This is a genomic window from Pseudobutyrivibrio sp. AR14, assembly GCF_900101325.1.
Classification (GTDB): domain Bacteria; phylum Bacillota; class Clostridia; order Lachnospirales; family Lachnospiraceae; genus Pseudobutyrivibrio.
The window spans coordinates 70,656-86,480 of record NZ_FMUY01000009.1 but is presented as its reverse complement, the minus strand read 5'-3'; the positions used below and the strand labels follow the sequence as shown (position 1 = coordinate 86,480).

General features: G+C 40.7%; 17 protein-coding genes. 16 read left to right on the top strand and 1 reads right to left on the bottom strand.

Annotated elements, in window-relative coordinates; translation table 11 throughout:
• Nucleotides 1-125: 125 nt before the first annotated feature.
• The 7 genes from dapF to BLP50_RS09600 are packed head-to-tail and all read left to right on the top strand — an operon-like array spanning nt 126 to nt 6,821.
• Nucleotides 126-959 (top strand): diaminopimelate epimerase, encoded by an 834-nt coding sequence (gene dapF / locus BLP50_RS09630; RefSeq protein WP_090154122.1) that lies wholly within the window; start codon nt 126-128, stop codon nt 957-959.
• Between the two features lie 45 nt (nt 960-1,004).
• Entirely contained in the window at nt 1,005-2,477 is a 1,473-nt protein-coding gene (locus BLP50_RS09625) for a UDP-N-acetylmuramoyl-L-alanyl-D-glutamate--2,6-diaminopimelate ligase (protein ID WP_090154120.1), read from the top strand.
• Nucleotides 2,464-3,357 carry a 4-hydroxy-tetrahydrodipicolinate synthase gene (dapA, locus tag BLP50_RS09620; RefSeq protein ID WP_090154118.1) on the top strand — a complete coding sequence of 298 codons (894 nt, stop codon included), beginning with the start codon at nt 2,464-2,466 and terminating at the stop codon, nt 3,355-3,357. The genes BLP50_RS09625 and dapA overlap by 14 nt, the downstream gene beginning before the upstream one ends.
• Nucleotide 3,358: 1 nt before the next feature.
• On the top strand, nt 3,359-4,039 hold the full coding sequence (locus BLP50_RS09615; protein ID WP_242869252.1) for a rhomboid family intramembrane serine protease: 681 nt from the start codon (nt 3,359-3,361) through the stop codon (nt 4,037-4,039).
• A 2-nt stretch (nt 4,040-4,041) separates the two neighbouring features.
• Nucleotides 4,042-5,037, top strand: a complete 996-nt coding sequence (locus tag BLP50_RS09610; protein WP_090154116.1) for an SCP-2 sterol transfer family protein — start codon at nt 4,042-4,044, stop codon at nt 5,035-5,037.
• Nucleotides 5,038-5,060: 23 nt separating this feature from the next.
• A complete protein-coding gene (locus BLP50_RS09605; protein WP_090154113.1) occupies nt 5,061-5,477 on the top strand; it encodes an HIT family protein in 417 nt (138 codons plus the stop codon).
• Nucleotides 5,478-5,498: 21 nt separating this feature from the next.
• A complete protein-coding gene (locus BLP50_RS09600) occupies nt 5,499-6,821 on the top strand; it encodes a serpin family protein (protein ID WP_090154111.1) in 1,323 nt (440 codons plus the stop codon).
• Here the strand turns inward: BLP50_RS09600 and BLP50_RS09595 are convergent, their stop codons facing one another.
• Entirely contained in the window at nt 6,822-7,886 is a 1,065-nt protein-coding gene (locus tag BLP50_RS09595; RefSeq protein ID WP_090154109.1) for an undecaprenyldiphospho-muramoylpentapeptide beta-N-acetylglucosaminyltransferase, read from the bottom strand.
• A 141-nt stretch (nt 7,887-8,027) separates the two neighbouring features.
• On the opposite strand from BLP50_RS09595, the gene BLP50_RS09590 reads away from it, so the two are divergent.
• The 9 genes from BLP50_RS09590 to BLP50_RS09550 all read left to right on the top strand — a co-directional run bounded on the left by BLP50_RS09590 (nt 8,028) and on the right by BLP50_RS09550 (nt 15,775).
• On the top strand, nt 8,028-8,387 hold the full coding sequence (locus tag BLP50_RS09590) for a response regulator transcription factor (protein WP_176753746.1): 360 nt from the start codon (nt 8,028-8,030) through the stop codon (nt 8,385-8,387).
• A gap of 107 nt (nt 8,388-8,494) precedes the next feature.
• On the top strand, nt 8,495-9,703 hold the full coding sequence (locus BLP50_RS09585; protein WP_090154105.1) for an SH3 domain-containing protein: 1,209 nt from the start codon (nt 8,495-8,497) through the stop codon (nt 9,701-9,703).
• Between the two features lie 118 nt (nt 9,704-9,821).
• On the top strand, nt 9,822-10,817 hold the full coding sequence (gene argF / locus BLP50_RS09580) for an ornithine carbamoyltransferase (RefSeq protein ID WP_090154103.1): 996 nt from the start codon (nt 9,822-9,824) through the stop codon (nt 10,815-10,817).
• Nucleotides 10,810-11,577 carry a biotin--[acetyl-CoA-carboxylase] ligase gene (locus BLP50_RS09575; protein ID WP_090154101.1) on the top strand — a complete coding sequence of 256 codons (768 nt, stop codon included), beginning with the start codon at nt 10,810-10,812 and terminating at the stop codon, nt 11,575-11,577. The genes argF and BLP50_RS09575 overlap by 8 nt, the downstream gene beginning before the upstream one ends.
• Nucleotides 11,578-11,600: 23 nt before the next feature.
• On the top strand, nt 11,601-11,927 hold the full coding sequence (locus BLP50_RS09570) for a DUF6145 family protein (protein ID WP_090154099.1): 327 nt from the start codon (nt 11,601-11,603) through the stop codon (nt 11,925-11,927).
• A gap of 3 nt (nt 11,928-11,930) precedes the next feature.
• Entirely contained in the window at nt 11,931-12,701 is a 771-nt protein-coding gene (locus tag BLP50_RS09565) for a type III pantothenate kinase (RefSeq protein WP_090154095.1), read from the top strand.
• Nucleotides 12,701-13,678, top strand: coding sequence for a tRNA dihydrouridine synthase DusB (dusB, locus tag BLP50_RS09560; protein WP_176753745.1), 978 nt, complete (start codon nt 12,701-12,703; stop codon nt 13,676-13,678). Before BLP50_RS09565 ends, dusB begins: the two co-directional genes overlap by 1 nt.
• Before the next feature lie 143 nt (nt 13,679-13,821).
• Nucleotides 13,822-14,301, top strand: coding sequence for a transcription elongation factor GreA (greA, locus tag BLP50_RS09555; protein WP_090154093.1), 480 nt, complete (start codon nt 13,822-13,824; stop codon nt 14,299-14,301).
• An 88-nt stretch (nt 14,302-14,389) separates the two neighbouring features.
• Nucleotides 14,390-15,775, top strand: a complete 1,386-nt coding sequence (locus BLP50_RS09550; protein ID WP_176753744.1) for an MATE family efflux transporter — start codon at nt 14,390-14,392, stop codon at nt 15,773-15,775.
• Nucleotides 15,776-15,825 lie beyond the last annotated feature (50 nt).

Below are 15,825 nucleotides of genomic sequence, written 5' to 3'. Positions count from 1 at the left end.
AGTATAAAACTGGATAGCACTATTTGCAATATTTAGAACACTAGAGTGGCTTAACAAAACGAAAAGTGCCTAGTATAATGAATTTAGATTAGGAAACTATGTATAGCACCGAAAGGATATTACTTATGAAATTTACAAAAATGCATGGCTGTGGTAACGATTATGTTTATGTAAATCTGTTTGAGGAGCAGGTTGATGACCCTGCAGCAGTATCAATCAAGGTTAGCGATAGACATTTTGGAATTGGCTCAGACGGAGTGATTACAATTGGCCCATCTGACAAGGCTGATTTCAGAATGAGAATATATAATGCTGATGGTTCAGAGGCAGAGATGTGCGGCAATGGTATTCGTTGCGTTGCAAAGTATGTTTATGACCACAAGCTTACAGACAAGACAGAGATTTCTGTTGAGTCAGGAGCAGGCGTTAAGTATCTTACTCTATTTGTTGAAAATGGCAAGGTAGAGCAGGTAAGAGTTGATATGGGAGAGCCTATTCTTACACCAGCTGAGATTCCAGTAGTTGCTGATGGAGATAAGGTGATTGATGCGCCTATTGAGGTTGGCGGCAAGACATGGAACATGACATGTGTTTCCATGGGCAATCCACACGCAGTAGTTTTTGTAGATGATACAGAGCATTTTGAGCTTGAGAAATATGGCCCATTATTTGAGAGTCATGAGCGCTTCCCTAAGAGAACAAATACTGAGTTTGTACAGGTTATCAGCCGTACAGAGGCTAATATGCGAGTTTGGGAGAGAGGCTCAGCAGAGACATGGGCATGTGGAACAGGTACATGTGCTTGTGTTATGGCATGTATTTTAAACAACAAAACAGAGGATAAAGTTTTAGTACATCTTCGCGGTGGAGACCTTACTATTGAGTACGACAGAGATACAAATCATGTATTTATGACAGGTCCTGCAACAGAAGTATTCTCAGGAGAAATTAATTTATAAATTGTAAATCAATCAGATTATATCTGTAGGAAAATGGAGTATAAAATGAAATTAAGTAGCTTAATCGAAAAACTTGATTATGAATTATATTCAGGCAGCGTAGACTGTGACATCACAACTCTTACTTATGATTCTAGAAAAGTAGAGGAGGGTTCACTTTTTGTATGTATTTCAGGTGCAGTTAGAGATGCCCATGATTTCATACCTGATGTAATTGAAAAGGGTGCAAAGGCAATCATCATCGAAAAGGATGTTGAAAAAGTTGAGGGAGTTACTTTTATCAAAGTGGCAAATTCCCGTGAGGCACTTGCAATTACATCTGCAGCTTATTTTGGCCATCCAGCAGAAAAGCTTAAGACCATCGGAATCACAGGTACAAAAGGCAAGACAACAACCACATACATGGTAAAGTCTATCCTAGAGAAGGCAGGAATGAAGACAGGTCTTATTGGAACAATCGAGTCAATTGTAGGGGATGAGCGTATCCCAGCTGTCAACACTACTCCAGAGTCTTACCGTGTTCAGGAGCTTTTTAAAGAGATGGTAGATGCAGGCCTTGATGCTGTAGTTATGGAGGTTAGCTCACAGGCCCTTATGCAGCACAGAGTGTCTGGATTTACATTTGATATTGGTGTATTTACAAATCTTGAGCCAGATCACATTGGTGAGAACGAGCACAAGGATTTTGAGGACTACATGCACTGCAAGAGCCTTTTGTTTCAGCAGTGTAAGACTGGCATTTTCAACGGAGATAGCGAGCACATCGATGGCATTTTAAAGGACCACACATGTGAGGTTATCAAATACGGCTACGGCAAGGATAACGACCTTGTAGCTGAGAATGTTGAGCTTTTAAATGAGCACGGAGCGCTAGGGGTTAAATATCACATTTCTGGCACAACAAACATGGATGTAGAGGTAAATGTACCAGGTACATTCTCTGTATATAATTCACTTACAGCTGTTGCAATTTGCAAGCAGTTTAACGTTGCTGAGGACAAAATCAAGGCAGCCCTTAAGGATGTTCATGTAAAGGGACGTATTGAGCTTGTTCCAGTTTCTAAGAAATTTACAGTTATGATTGATTATGCTCACAATGCAATGGCACTTGAGAGTCTCCTCACTACACTTAAGGCCTACGAGCCAGGCAGACTTGTATGTCTTTTCGGCTGTGGTGGAAACAGAGCAAAGAGTCGCCGCTATGAGATGGGTGAAGTGTCTTCAAAGCTTGCTGACCTTACAGTTGTAACTTCAGACAATCCACGTAATGAGGAACCAATGGACATCATCAATGACATTTTAATTGGTGTTCACAAGGCTGATGGCGAGTATGTTACTATCCCAGACCGCAAGGAGGCTATTCGCTATTGTCTGACCAATGCAAAGGAAGGTGACATTGTAGTTCTCGCCGGCAAGGGCCATGAGGACTATCAGGAAATAAAAGGTGTTAAACACCACATGGATGAGAGAGAACTCATCGCTGATATTATTAAGGAGGACGGTCATGACATTATTTAAAGGTGCAGGAGTAGCGCTGATTACTCCATTTAATGAAGACGATACCGTAAATTATGACATGCTTGGTACTCTAATCGACAGACAAATAGAAGGTCACACTGATGCAATCATTGTTTGCGGTACAACTGGTGAGCCAGCCACAATGAGTGAGGAAGAAAAGCTTTCTGTTATTGAATTTACTGTAAAACGTGTTAATCACAGGATTCCAGTAATTGCTGGTTCAGGGGGCAATTCAACACGACTTGTTATCGATTTTTCGAAAAAGATTCAGGCCCTGGGTGTGGATGGACTTCTTATAGTTACTCCATTTTACAACAAGGCTACACAGCAGGGACTATACGAGCATTACACTAAAATAGCTCACGAGATTGATCTTCCAATCATCATGTACAATGTGCCTAGCCGTACTGGATGCAACATTCTTCCAGAGACAGCTATGAGACTTGGCCTTGAGAATCCAAATATAGTAGGCATCAAGGAGGCTAGCGGAAATATTTCCCAGATTACAAAGCTTGCAAGCCTTTGCAGAGGCTGTCTTGATATCTATTCTGGAAACGATGACCAGATTATTCCTATTTTAGCACTTGGTGGAATTGGAGTAATATCCGTGCTTTCAAATGTGGCACCACGCGGCACTCATGACATGGTTATGGAGTATTTAAATGGCCACGAGGAACGAGCACGAAAGCTACAGCTTGATTATCTTGAGCTAGTGGATGCACTTTTCTGTGAAGTAAATCCTATCCCTGTTAAATCTACAATGAATATGTTAGGATTTAATGTAGGTAGTCTTAGACTTCCACTTACAGAGATGGAGGATGAGCATAAGGTGGCAATGAGCAAGCTGCTTAGCAGAATGCCACAGGAAATGCTTGCATAGGGTGAAAACTAATAGCGAAGAATTCTTAAAACCGAAGAATGGTCCAGTGACATTTATTTTGGTGGCAATTAATATAATTGTCTTTATTGTGCTGGAGTTTATGGGTGATACTAGAAGCGGAGGATTCATGCTTTTACACGGGGCGATGAATCCTTACCTCATTTTATCTAATGGGGAGTGGTATCGCCTTTTTACATGCATGTTTTTGCACTTTGGAATTGAACATTTGGCCAATAATATGCTTTTACTATTTTTGTTGGGACAGATCTTTGAGCGAGCAGTGGGAATTACTAGATTTATTGGCATTTACATAGGAGCAGGTTTGACTGGCTCCTTTTTGTCGTTTTTCTACATGTGCCTCATGGGGCAAAATGACATTGTGGCAGGCGCCTCAGGAGCTATATTTGGCATAATCGGAGGAATGATTATTGTCATAATAGTCAACAGAGGAAAATATAGCGGAATCAGCACAAAGAGGATGATTTTCATGGCGGTGCTGACCCTTTATTTTGGATTTGCATCAGCTGGAACAGACAATGTAGGGCACATAGGAGGTCTGGTGGCAGGATTACTTTTTACACTAATTACCTATGGAATTCCAACACTTATACACAATCATCACGTTGATTTAAACAGTGAAAAAACTTATACTTTAGATAATAACGAGCACGAAGAGGGTTAATAATGAAGGTAAACATTTACTACGGCGGTAGAGGTCTTTTAGAGGACCCAACATTATATGTTATCAATAAAATGGAGCAGGTTCTTGTTGAGCTTCAGGTTGAGGTCACTCTCTATAATATTTACGAACAGAAAAATCAAATCTCTATGCTGCCACAGACATTAAAGGACGCAGATGGAATCATCCTTGCAACCACAGTAGAATGGCTGGGCATCGGCGGCTATATGAATCAGTTTTTGGATGCTTGCTGGCTCTACGCTGACAAAACTTCCCTTGCAACTACATACATGCAGCCAGTAGTTATGTCTACTACCTACGGTGAGAGGGAGGCTATGGTTACCCTTGAAAATGCATGGGCAATTCTTGGTGGCCTGCCTTGTGCTGGATTCTGCGGCTATGTTGAGGACTTAAAAGAATTCAGGGAAAATGCTGAGTATGCTCACATCATTGAAAAAAAGGTGGAGGCACTTTATAGAACTATTTCTCAGCACACTAAGGGACTTCCTACCAGCAATCAGGCTGTTACTAGAAGCATTTCTCGAACAGCGCAGCTTGAGCTTTCTCCACAGGAGTCAGAGCAGCTTTCTAGATTCGTATCTGATGATGAGTATGTTCAGACACAAAAGGCTGATATCGCTGATTTGACCAGCATGTTCAGAGACATGATGGGTCAAAAGCAGGAGGATAGCACCAACGAATATATAAACGATTTCAAAATACATTTCCGGGGCAACAAGGATTTTACAGCCAAATATTTATTTATGATAGATGGCAAGACCCAGCCACTATTTGTATATGCAAATGGTGAGCAGCTTGAGTGCCGCTATGGTCGAGAAGACAATATAGATGTATATATGAAGCTTTCGGCAGCAATTATGGACAATATAGTAGCTGGTCGAGAGACATTCCAGAGAGCATTTTCAGTGGGAGATATGACTGCAAAGGGCAATTTCAAAACACTTAGAATGCTTGATGAGATATTCCCATTTTCAGATTAGTATTTACATTAAGGAGGCAAATGATGAAGGACGAAAAATGTATTTTTTGTAAACTAGCTAATGGAGATATTCCTACTAATTCTATTTATGAGGATAATGATTTTAAGGTGATTTTAGATGCAGACCCAGCTACAAAGGGACATGCACTTATTCTTCCAAAGAATCATTTTGCAAATTTACTTGAGGCAGATGATGATGTACTTGTAAAGGCACTTCCTCTTGCTAAAAAGATTGCTAAGAACATGATGGATAAGCTTGGCTGCGCCGGAGTTAATATCGTTCAAAACAATGGCGAGGCAGCAGGCCAGACAGTTCATCATTTACATATTCATGTAATCCCTAGATATGAGGATGATCCAGACAAGACAATTTGTGGATGGAGCCATCAGAAGTTTACAGATGAGGAAATTGCAGAGGTGGTCAAAAAGCTATCTATGTAGTTGTTCCGTGGGGGGATAAATATGAAAAAAAGAATAATTAGTCTTTTATTAGTTGGTATGATGACGGCCAGTCTTGCCACAGCATGTGGTAAAGGCAATGAGCCAGAGCCTGAAAAGCCAAATTCTTCTAATGAAACATTAGGTGAGTTAGAACATAAACCAGTTGACGGGGACGTTGCCGGAATAGCTGGCATGAATGATTTTAATAGTCAGTTGATAGCCTATGTGGGAGAAAATGGCTATGAAAAAGAGAATTATATGATTTCTCCTACATCCTACAAAGCTGCTCTTTGTCTTGCTGTAGCAGGTGCAAATGGTCAGACTCAGGATGAGCTACTAAAGGCTATGGGATTTCAGAGTGTTGATGAGATGAATGCTTGGTATAGCATGGTCTACAACGAGACAGTGGATTTCAATGATAGCCTAGAGGCTGAAAAGGAAAACATTGCTGAAATCCAAAGCGACCCTGATATGGCAGACTATTATACAGTAGACGGGGAACCGGACGGCGCATTTAGATTGGTAAATTCTATTTGGGCCAATGAGGACGGCAATCCTGAATTCACCCAGGAATACATAGACCTTGCCAAGGAGATGTATAGCGCACCAGCTACAACAGTACCAGGCGCCGACCTTGCAGATGCAGTAAATTCATGGGTTTCAGATGCCACAGATGGCCTTATTAATAGTATTACTAATGACATGAGTTCTGTAGACTTAGCTCTTGTAAATGCACTGTATTTGAGGGCTGGCTGGGTAGATTCTTTCCCAGAGGGTGGTACAGTGGATGATGATTTTACAACAATAGATTCTGAGACTGTTACTAAGAGCTATATGTGCAAGCAGGATGACACCTATTATTACGAGGATGAAAATGGCAAGCTTATTATTCTTCCACTAGACTACGGTGTTAAAGCAGCATTTGTATTAGGCGAGATTGACGATATAGATACGGCCTTAAAAGAGGCTACAGAGTACGAGGTAGACATAAAGCTCCCAAAGCTAGATATGGAAAGTGAATTTGGTAGTAGCGTATTGATTGGGTACTTAAAGAGTCAAGGTGTAGAGCTTGCATTTGATAAATACGGAAGCGCAGATTTTTCTACAATGTCCACTGTGCCTGTATATATCAGCGATATTATTCAAAAGACTAGAATTAAAACAGATGAAGAGGGCCTTGAGGCAGCAGCTGTTACAGCAATTATGATGACTGAGTCAGCAGCGATGCCGGAGGAAAAAGAAGTAAAGACATTCTATGCCACAGAGCCTTTCAAATTCTTCGTTTACACAGAACTTGAAAACGAAGAAAATGAAATACTCTTCTATGGACAGATGGTTAAATAACTAACCACAGAGTTCAGAAATTAAATTCATGATAGTTGTATTGGCGTCCAGCAAATGGCTGGATGCCATTTTTTCTTTTATCTCGTCGCGACGTTTGTAGACATCTTTTACAGATTTAACAAGAATATCGCCAGTTAATTCTTCCTCTTGAAGTACAGTAGAAAATCCCTGCTTTTCATAGCTTTCAGCATTGAGAATCTGATCGCCACGGCTTGCAGCTGCAGAAAGAGGAATAAGTATATTTGGAATCTTAAGAGCAAGTATCTCGCTGATTGAATTGGCGCCGGCACGGCTAATCATAAGATCAGTCATAGCAAAAACATCATTGAGCTGTTCACTGATAAATTCATATTGTTGGTAACCGGTCTTGCCAGTGAGGTCATTGTTGATATTTCCCTTGCCTACAAGATGAACAATCTGGAAATCCTGAAGTAGGGTATCAAGAGATGACCATACAGCATTATTAATAAACTTAGAGCCAATGCTTCCGCCCATAATAAGGATAACTGGCTTTTCATTATTAAATCCAGTGAAGCTAAGACCTGCCTCCTTTGAACCGGAGAAAAGTTCCTTTCGAATAGGGGAGCCTGTGTGTACAGCCTTTCCTGCAGGAAGATATTTCATTGTCTCAGGGAAGTTGCAGCAGACCTTTGATGCAAAAGGAATGGCAAGCTTGTTAGCAAGTCCTGGTGTCATATCTGACTCATGGATAATAGCAGGTACATGCTGTCTGGCAGCAGCCATAACAACTGGAACAGAAACGAAACCACCCTTAGAGAAAACAATATCAGGCTGAAGATGTTTTAATAGCTGATTAGCCTCAGAAAAGCCCTTAATTACTCTAAATGGGTCAGTGAAATTTTTCCAATCATGATAACGTCTTAATTTACCTGATGAGATGCCGTAGTAAGTAACTCCTGCATGCTCTACAAGCTTTTTTTCAATACCGGTATATGAGCCGATATAGTGCACTTCGAAACCAGCCTCTTTTAAATATGGAAGAAGTGCCAAATTTGGTGTGACATGACCAGCAGTTCCACCACCAGTCATTACTATTTTCTTCATATATAAAATCTCCAATGATAAAGTTGATTTAAACATTTACAATAATAACAATCGTATAAGAAAAGTCAAATTCATGGTGTAATAACAGTTAATCCATGATAGAATGAAGAAGAACTATAGATGATTTTGGGAGAGTATTGTATGAAGATTCTAATAGTTGACGACGAGATATTTGCAAGGAGAACCTTGGAAAGGTTACTTTCCATGGAAGAAGACGTAGAGGTTATCGAGGCAACAGATTGCTATGATGCCTTTGCTCTCTATGAGGAAAAGCTTCCAGATATTGTGATTACAGATATCATGATGAAGGGCGGAATCGGTGGCGAGTGGCTCATTGAGAAGATTCTCGCTTCTAATCCGGATGCAAATATTATTGTTTGTTCAGGCAGACAAAAGACAGACCTTTTAAAGTACAAATTAATGGGAGCTAAGTACTGCATACAAAAGCCTATAAAGTACCAAGAATTGTGGGATTGTATCGATGAGCTCTTTATGTCATAGTCGCTAAATTTGACAAAAAATTGTAAGAATGTTATATTAGCCTTTGTAACAAAATCGTAACAACTTATTTTTTTCTGTAAAAAAGGGAGAATAAGAAACGGAGGCATATGAGTAAATTTAGCGATATAGTTGCTGTATTGTACCAGGAAAATAAGAAGTATATTAACAAGCGTACAATGCAGGGCGGCGCTCTTGTGGTAGCACTTTGCATGTTATCAACAATGGCTTATGTTGAGTCACCAGCCAAGGCTACTAGAAACGTTGAGTTAGAGCCAGCAAGTACTGCAGGTGCTTTTTATGCTGTATCTAATATTGAATTGAGCGCACAGCAATCAGAACTAGTTTATGCAGCGTCAGACGTTACAGTTGTATCGGCTACTACAGATCAGGTAGAGCCAGACGGAAATGATAAGTATGACCAGTGGGCTGATAAGGTCATGGCAGATGTAGATGAGTATCTATACATTCGTGCAGAGGCAGATGCCAGTTCCGAAGCTATTGGAAAGCTTCGTGCAGGTGATGTTGCTACACTAGTTGATGTTTTTGATGGATGGTACGAGATTGAGTCAGGTAATGCACACGGTTTCGTATCAGCAGATTATTGTATTACAGGTATCGAAGCATATGAGCATGCTCTTGATGTATGCGATTCTTATGCTACTACAGGTGTTGCAGGACTTCGTATCCGTAGCGAGGCATCTGAGGACTCTAAGATACTTAAGGTAGTACCACAGGGTACAAAGCTTACAGTTAATACAGACGCAGAAGAAATCGAAGGTTGGGTATCTGTAACATACGAAGGCAATACAGGATATGTTAAGTCTGATTATGTTCAGGTAGATATGGCTACAGGAGAGGCTATCACTCTTGAAGAGGAGGCCGCAGCTATAGCCGCAGCCGAGGAAGCAAAAGCCGCAGCTGCAGCAGCCGCTGAGCAGGCTAAGCAGGAGGCAGCCGCTAAGGCAGCTAGCAACCAGACAGTTATAGCTTCAGCTGATGATATTACACTTCTTGCAGCAATCATTCAGATTGAGGCTGGTAGTGAGATTTATGAAGGACAGGTTGCAGTAGGTGCTGTAGTTATGAACAGAGTTTATAGCGGTTCTTATGCTAATTCTGTCAATGGTGTTATTTTCCAGAGAGGCCAGTTTGCTACATCACGTATGTCAGCAGTTATTGCCAAGGGACCAAAGGCATCATGCATTCAGGCAGCACAGGAAGCTATGGCAGGTTCTGATCCAACAGGTGGTTTAACACACTTTAGACGTGCCGGTTCAAAAGAAGGCTTGGTAATCGGTAACCACGTTTTCTACTAAAATTAAAATAATGTATAAAAAATCTAGCTCTTGGGCTTTACCCAAGAGCTTTTTTGTGCTATGATGCATAATAAATCAAAACGAATGAATATTTATACATAAAAGACGGAGGTGCGATATGAACTTTAAAGGTAAGAACTTTTTAAAAATGTTAGATTTTTCATCAGAGGAAATTAATTATTTAATCGATTTGTCACTTAAGCTTAAGGACGAAAAAAAGCAGGGCAAGTCACAGAAGGACTACATGGCTGGCAAGAATATTGCTCTTATTTTTGAAAAGACATCTACACGTACCCGTTGTTCTTTTGAAGTGGCTGCATACGATATGGGTGCTTGTGTAACATATCTTGATCCATCTGGTTCTCAGATTGGCAAGAAGGAATCTATTCCTGACACAGCTCGCGTACTTGGCCGCATGTTTGATGGTATAGAGTATCGTGGATTTGAGCAGACAAAGGTTGAGGAGTTGGCAAAATATGCAGGTGTTCCTGTATGGAATGGTCTTACAAATGAGTCTCATCCTACACAGATGATTGCAGATATGATGACAATTAAGGAACATTTTGGAAAGCTTTCTGGAATAAAGTTTGTATATATGGGCGATGCCCGTTATAATATGGGTAACTCACTTATGGTCACATGTGCAAAACTGGGAATGGATTTTGTTGCATGTACAAACAAAAAGTATTTCCCAGAGGCTGCTCTTGTAGAAGAGTGCGAGAAGATAGCAAAGGAGACAGGCGCTACTATCACATTGACAGAGGATGTGGCAGCAGGTTGCAAGGATGCTGATGTTATCTACACAGACGTATGGGTTTCAATGGGAGAGCCTGATGAGGTCTGGGAGGAGCGTATCAAGGAGCTCAGCCCATATCAGGTAAATGCAAAGGCATTCTCATATGCGAAGCCAGGTGCTAAGTTTATGCACTGTCTTCCAGCATTCCACGATTTAAAGACTACTATTGGTCAGGAAATCTACGAGAAGTTTGGCATTGACTGTATGGAAGTTACAGACGATATTTTTGAAGGTGAGCGTTCAATAGTCTTTGATGAGGCTGAGAATCGTATGCACTCAATAAAGGCTATCATGTACGCAACATTGGGAAATGCTTAATCAAATTACATACGAATACTATGATACTGTAGATTCAACAAATGATAGAATAAAGGACAGGGCCCGCCAGAACGCAGATGGGGGCCTTGTTATTTCTGCAGGCACTCAGACAGCAGGCAAGGGACGTATTGGCAGAAAATGGGAGTCACCTAGCCATGACTCTATTTCTACATCTATGCTGCTTAGACCAGAGGAGATTAGCCTTGATGCTATTCCGACTATTACGGTGGTGGCGGCTATGGCTGTTAGAGATGCCCTCAGCAGATTATATGGATTAGATGGTCAGATTAAATGGCCTAATGACATCGTCCTTGATGGAAAAAAGATTTGTGGTATCCTCACAGAGATGGAATTAAAAGAAGGCAAGGTTTGGTACGTGGTTGTGGGCATAGGAGTTAATGTGCACAACAGGCAATTCCCAGAAGACATTGCCTTTAAAGCTACGTCAGTAGATTTGCAGCTGGAATCAGTTGGCAAACAAGGCCACAGAGGAGAACTTACAAAAGCTATATGGGAGAGCTTCAAAAAGTATTATAATATCTTTATTCAGACACAGGATATGAGTGGATTGAAGGAAGAATACGAAAGCCATCTTGCTAATTGTGGACAACGTGTTAGAATAGAAGCTCAGGATAATTCCTACGAAGCTACCGCTATGGGCATTAATAATCGAGGCGAACTGATAGTTGATGCTGATGGCGAGGAAAGAATAATCAGAACCGGAGAAGTATCGGTAAGAGGAATATATGGATACGTATAGCTTTTTTCGATTAAAGGAGATATATGGACGAAGTAGTTTTATGTGGCTCTAGTTGCTACACTAAGAAATTTTATTTGAATCCAGAATTTGAGGGACTCCCTCCAATGATTAAGGATGAGCTGAAAGTTATGTGTGTGCTCTACACCGAGGAGGTCAGCGGCACCATTCAGATGCTCTTTGATGAGGATGGTTCTCTTCGCATTCAGGTGGACCACAATGAAGACGATTTGCTTTATGATGAGATTGGCTCAGCTCTTGAGGTCAAGAGAATGCAAAGGGAGCGTATGGAATTATTTGAAGCTCTTGAAACATATTATAAAGTCGTATTCTTAGGTGAGGGAGGTCTTTAGACTATGCTACTTACAATAGACGTTGGAAATACAAATATCACACTTGGTGTGTTTAAGGACGAGGAACTTTTAGGTTCATTTCGTGTAACAACAAAAATCAATCGTACATCAGATGAGTTCGGTATTACATTTAGAGAGATTCTTCGCTCTAATAATTTGGATGCAGAAGAAATAGATGATGTTATCATAGCTTCAGTTGTGCCAAATGTTATGCACTCACTTACCAGCTCAATCATCAAATATTTTGACACACAGCCAATTATTGTTGAGGCTGGAATTAAGACTGGCATCAGAATTGCCACAGAGAATCCTAAGCAGATTGGTGCAGATCGTATCGTTGATGCGGCTGGTGCATATGAGCTTTACGGTGGACCAGTACTTGTTCTTGATTTTGGAACAGCTACTACATATGATTTGGTAGATGCAAGTGGCGCATTTGTTTCAGGTGTTACAGCTCCTGGTATCAGAATCAGTGCCAAGGCCCTCTGGGAAGACGCAGCTAAGCTTCCTGAGATTGAGATTAAAAAGCCTGAGAAGATTCTTGCTAAGGAGACAATTTCTTCTATGCAGGCCGGTCTTGTCTATGGTCAGATTGGTCAGACAGAATACATTGTTAAGAACATGATCAAAGAGAGCGGTTATGAGAATGTTAAGGTGGTAGCTACTGGCGGTCTTGGTAATCTTATTGCCAGCGAGACACAGTGCATCGACATTTACAATCCAAACCTTACACTTTTTGGTATGAAATTTATTTACGATAAGCAAAAGAAATAATGATTGAACAATTACAAATAGGAAATGTAAAACTAGAGAATAATTTGATTTTGGCACCAATGGCAGGAGTAACAGACCTGCCATTTCGTTTGTTATGCAAAGAACAGGGCGCAGCCCTTTGTTGCATGGAAATGGTCAGCGCCAAGGGAATCTATTATAACAATAAAAATACAGAGAGCCTTTTGACGGTTGATGAAAGAGAGCGACCTGTCAGCCTGCAGCTTTTTGGTTCGGACCCAGAAATCATGGGGCAGATGACAGCTAAAATCGATTATCGTAATTACGATATATTAGATATCAATATGGGCTGTCCTGTACCAAAGGTTGTTAACAATGGCGATGGTTCAGCCCTCATGAAGAATCCAGTACTTGCTGGCAAGATAATTGAGAGCATGGTGAAAAATTCTTCAAAGCCTGTGACGGTTAAAATTCGAAAGGGTTTTGACGATGAACATATTAACGCAGTAGAGATGGCACATGTGGCAGAGGAATCTGGTGCGGCAGCAGTGGCTGTTCACGGACGTACCAGAGAGCAGTATTATTCTGGCAAGGCCGACTGGAGCATCATTGCTGATGTCAAATCAGCGGTCAAGATTCCAGTCATTGGAAATGGTGATATCTTAGATGCAAAAGATGTGATTGCCATGAAGGAGCAGACAGGCTGCGATGGATTTATGATTGGCCGAGGTGCTCAGGGTAACCCATGGATTTTCCATCAGATTCTTCATTATTTTGAGACAGGGGAATTGATAGGCAAGCCACCGATGGAAGAGATGGTAAAGACAATGCTTCGTCACGCCAAGCTTCAGATTGAATTCAAGGGAGACTACCTTGGAATCAGAGAAATGAGAAAGCATGCAGCATGGTATACAGCAGGATACAAGGGTGCCAGCAAGCTGAGAGGCAGGATAAATGATGTGGAATCTTACGAGGAATTAGAGCAGCTTTTTACTGAGTTTCTTAGCACTTATTGCTAAATGATTTTGAAGATTCTATGAATAACTTTTGGAATTCTTGACATCAATTTATGAGTGGCTTATAATTCAAAAAGTTACTAAGATTAAGAGGGTTTCGGGTATCGAAATCTTTAAAAATATATCCGAACAGGAAAGGAAAAATTATGGAAGCAAAGAAGAATTTACTTACAGCCGAAGGACTTAAAGTATTAGAGGACGAGCTTGAGGATCTCAAGGTCAATAAAAGAAAAGAAGTATCTCAGAAGATTAAGGAAGCTAGAGAGCAGGGCGACCTTTCAGAGAACGCTGAGTACGATGCAGCGAAGGATGAGCAGAGAGATATCGAGGCTCGTATCGAAGAGATTGAAAAGATTTTAAAGAATGCTGAGGTCGTAACAGACGAGCATGCAACTAAAAATATCAACATTGGTTGGACAGTTACACTTCTTGATGTAGAGTTTGACGAGGAAGTAGAGTACAGAATCGTTGGTTCTACAGAGGCTAACAGCCTTAAGGGCAAGATTTCTAACGAGTCACCTGTAGGTAAGGCTATTCTTGGACACAAGAAGGGCGACACTGTTGTAGTTGAAACAGATGCAGGCGAGCTTCAGTACAAGATTCTTGCAGCTAAGAAGACAAAATAATTTTTAGACTTATTTTGGGTCACAACCATATTTTGGTTGTGGCCTTTTTTATTTTTTAACTAAATTCGAACAACAAAGGAGGGACAAAATGCTGGCTGAATTTAAGAAAAAATACATAGGTAGTAAAGCGTTTTATAAGCGATATATATTTCTGGCAACACCTATGATTATCCAAAATGCCATTACAAACTTTGTAAGTTTTTTGGACAACATAATGGTAGGCCGACTGGGAGCAGATTCTATTTGTGCGGTATCTACAGTTAACCAATTGAACTTTGTTTTTATGCTTGCAGTATTTGGAGCTGCATCGGCAGGAAGTATTTTTGGTGCTCAGTATTATGGTAAGGGTGACCATAAGGGTCACATGTATACATTCCGTTTCAAGCTGTACGGTACTTTGCTTGTGACAATCCTTGGAATAATAGCTTTTAAGCTTTTTGGAAGTCAGCTTATTTCGCTTTTCCTGACAGAGAGCAAGGGGGCTTCTCCGGAAAAAGCACTTGCGCTGGGCCTTCAGTATCTGGGAATTGTTTTGGTGGGACTTATTCCTTTTGCAGTAAACCAGGCATATTCTACCAACATAAAAGAGACAGGACAGACAGTTGTACCTATGGTAGCAGGTATGATTGCCGTGGCAACAAATGCAATACTTGATTATTGCTTGATTTTTGGTTTTGGACCATTTCCAAAACTTGGAGTAGCAGGAGCAGCTATTGCAACTGTTATAGCTAGATACATAGAGGCATCTATTGTTGTCATCTGGGCTCATACACACAGAAGTGTTAACAAATATCTGGAGGGTGCCTATGTGGGATTTGGTATTCCAAAGGATATCTTTAAAAGCATAATGATTAAGGGCACTCCACTTATGTTAAATGAGGTGCTTTGGGCTGCAGGTGTCAGCGCAGTTACTCAGTCATATTCACTTAGGGGAATGGACGTGCTTTCGGCGCTTAGCATTTCAAACACGGTTGCAAACTTATTTAATATAGTATTTATCCAGCTTGGTGCTTGTATAAGTATTATTGTAGGACAGCACCTAGGTGCAGGAGAATTGGAAGAGGCCAAGGATGCTGACAATAAGATGATAGTGTTCAGCGTTTTCTGCTGTACTATCATGGCAATCATAATGTTTGCATGTGGTGGCCTGTTCCCACAGATTTACAACGTAGATGCGCATATCAGAAGTCTTGCAACAAGCTTTATAGCAGTTGCTGCTGTATGGATGCCATTTTGCTCATTTAGCCACTGCTCATACTTTACACTTCGCTCAGGAGGAAAGACTCTTGTTACATTCCTCTTTGACTCAGTGTTTACATGGGTTGTTATGGCACCATTTGCATTCGTGCTTACACGATATACATCTCTTGGAATAGTGTGGGTATATTTCCTTGTTCAGGGTACAGAGCTAATTAAAAATATCATGGGTTATTTCATGGTAAAGAGCAATGTGTGGCTTGTGAAAATAGTTTGAAAGCGCCTGCCTTGACTGAATTGATACACTAGATTATAATTAAACGGCTT

Coding starts and splice junctions, on each gene's coding strand:
- dapF (WP_090154122.1), top strand. CDS start 126: ATGAAATTTACAAAAATGCATGGCTGTGGTAACGATTATGTTTATGTA.
- BLP50_RS09625 (WP_090154120.1), top strand. CDS start 1,005: ATGAAATTAAGTAGCTTAATCGAAAAACTTGATTATGAATTATATTCA.
- dapA (WP_090154118.1), top strand. CDS start 2,464: ATGACATTATTTAAAGGTGCAGGAGTAGCGCTGATTACTCCATTTAAT.
- BLP50_RS09610 (WP_090154116.1), top strand. CDS start 4,042: ATGAAGGTAAACATTTACTACGGCGGTAGAGGTCTTTTAGAGGACCCA.
- BLP50_RS09605 (WP_090154113.1), top strand. CDS start 5,061: ATGAAGGACGAAAAATGTATTTTTTGTAAACTAGCTAATGGAGATATT.
- BLP50_RS09600 (WP_090154111.1), top strand. CDS start 5,499: ATGAAAAAAAGAATAATTAGTCTTTTATTAGTTGGTATGATGACGGCC.
- BLP50_RS09595 (WP_090154109.1), bottom strand. CDS start 7,886: ATGAAGAAAATAGTAATGACTGGTGGTGGAACTGCTGGTCATGTCACA.
- BLP50_RS09590 (WP_176753746.1), top strand. CDS start 8,028: ATGAAGATTCTAATAGTTGACGACGAGATATTTGCAAGGAGAACCTTG.
- BLP50_RS09585 (WP_090154105.1), top strand. CDS start 8,495: ATGAGTAAATTTAGCGATATAGTTGCTGTATTGTACCAGGAAAATAAG.
- argF (WP_090154103.1), top strand. CDS start 9,822: ATGAACTTTAAAGGTAAGAACTTTTTAAAAATGTTAGATTTTTCATCA.
- BLP50_RS09575 (WP_090154101.1), top strand. CDS start 10,810: ATGCTTAATCAAATTACATACGAATACTATGATACTGTAGATTCAACA.
- BLP50_RS09570 (WP_090154099.1), top strand. CDS start 11,601: ATGGACGAAGTAGTTTTATGTGGCTCTAGTTGCTACACTAAGAAATTT.
- BLP50_RS09565 (WP_090154095.1), top strand. CDS start 11,931: ATGCTACTTACAATAGACGTTGGAAATACAAATATCACACTTGGTGTG.
- dusB (WP_176753745.1), top strand. CDS start 12,701: ATGATTGAACAATTACAAATAGGAAATGTAAAACTAGAGAATAATTTG.
- greA (WP_090154093.1), top strand. CDS start 13,822: ATGGAAGCAAAGAAGAATTTACTTACAGCCGAAGGACTTAAAGTATTA.
- BLP50_RS09550 (WP_176753744.1), top strand. CDS start 14,390: ATGCTGGCTGAATTTAAGAAAAAATACATAGGTAGTAAAGCGTTTTAT.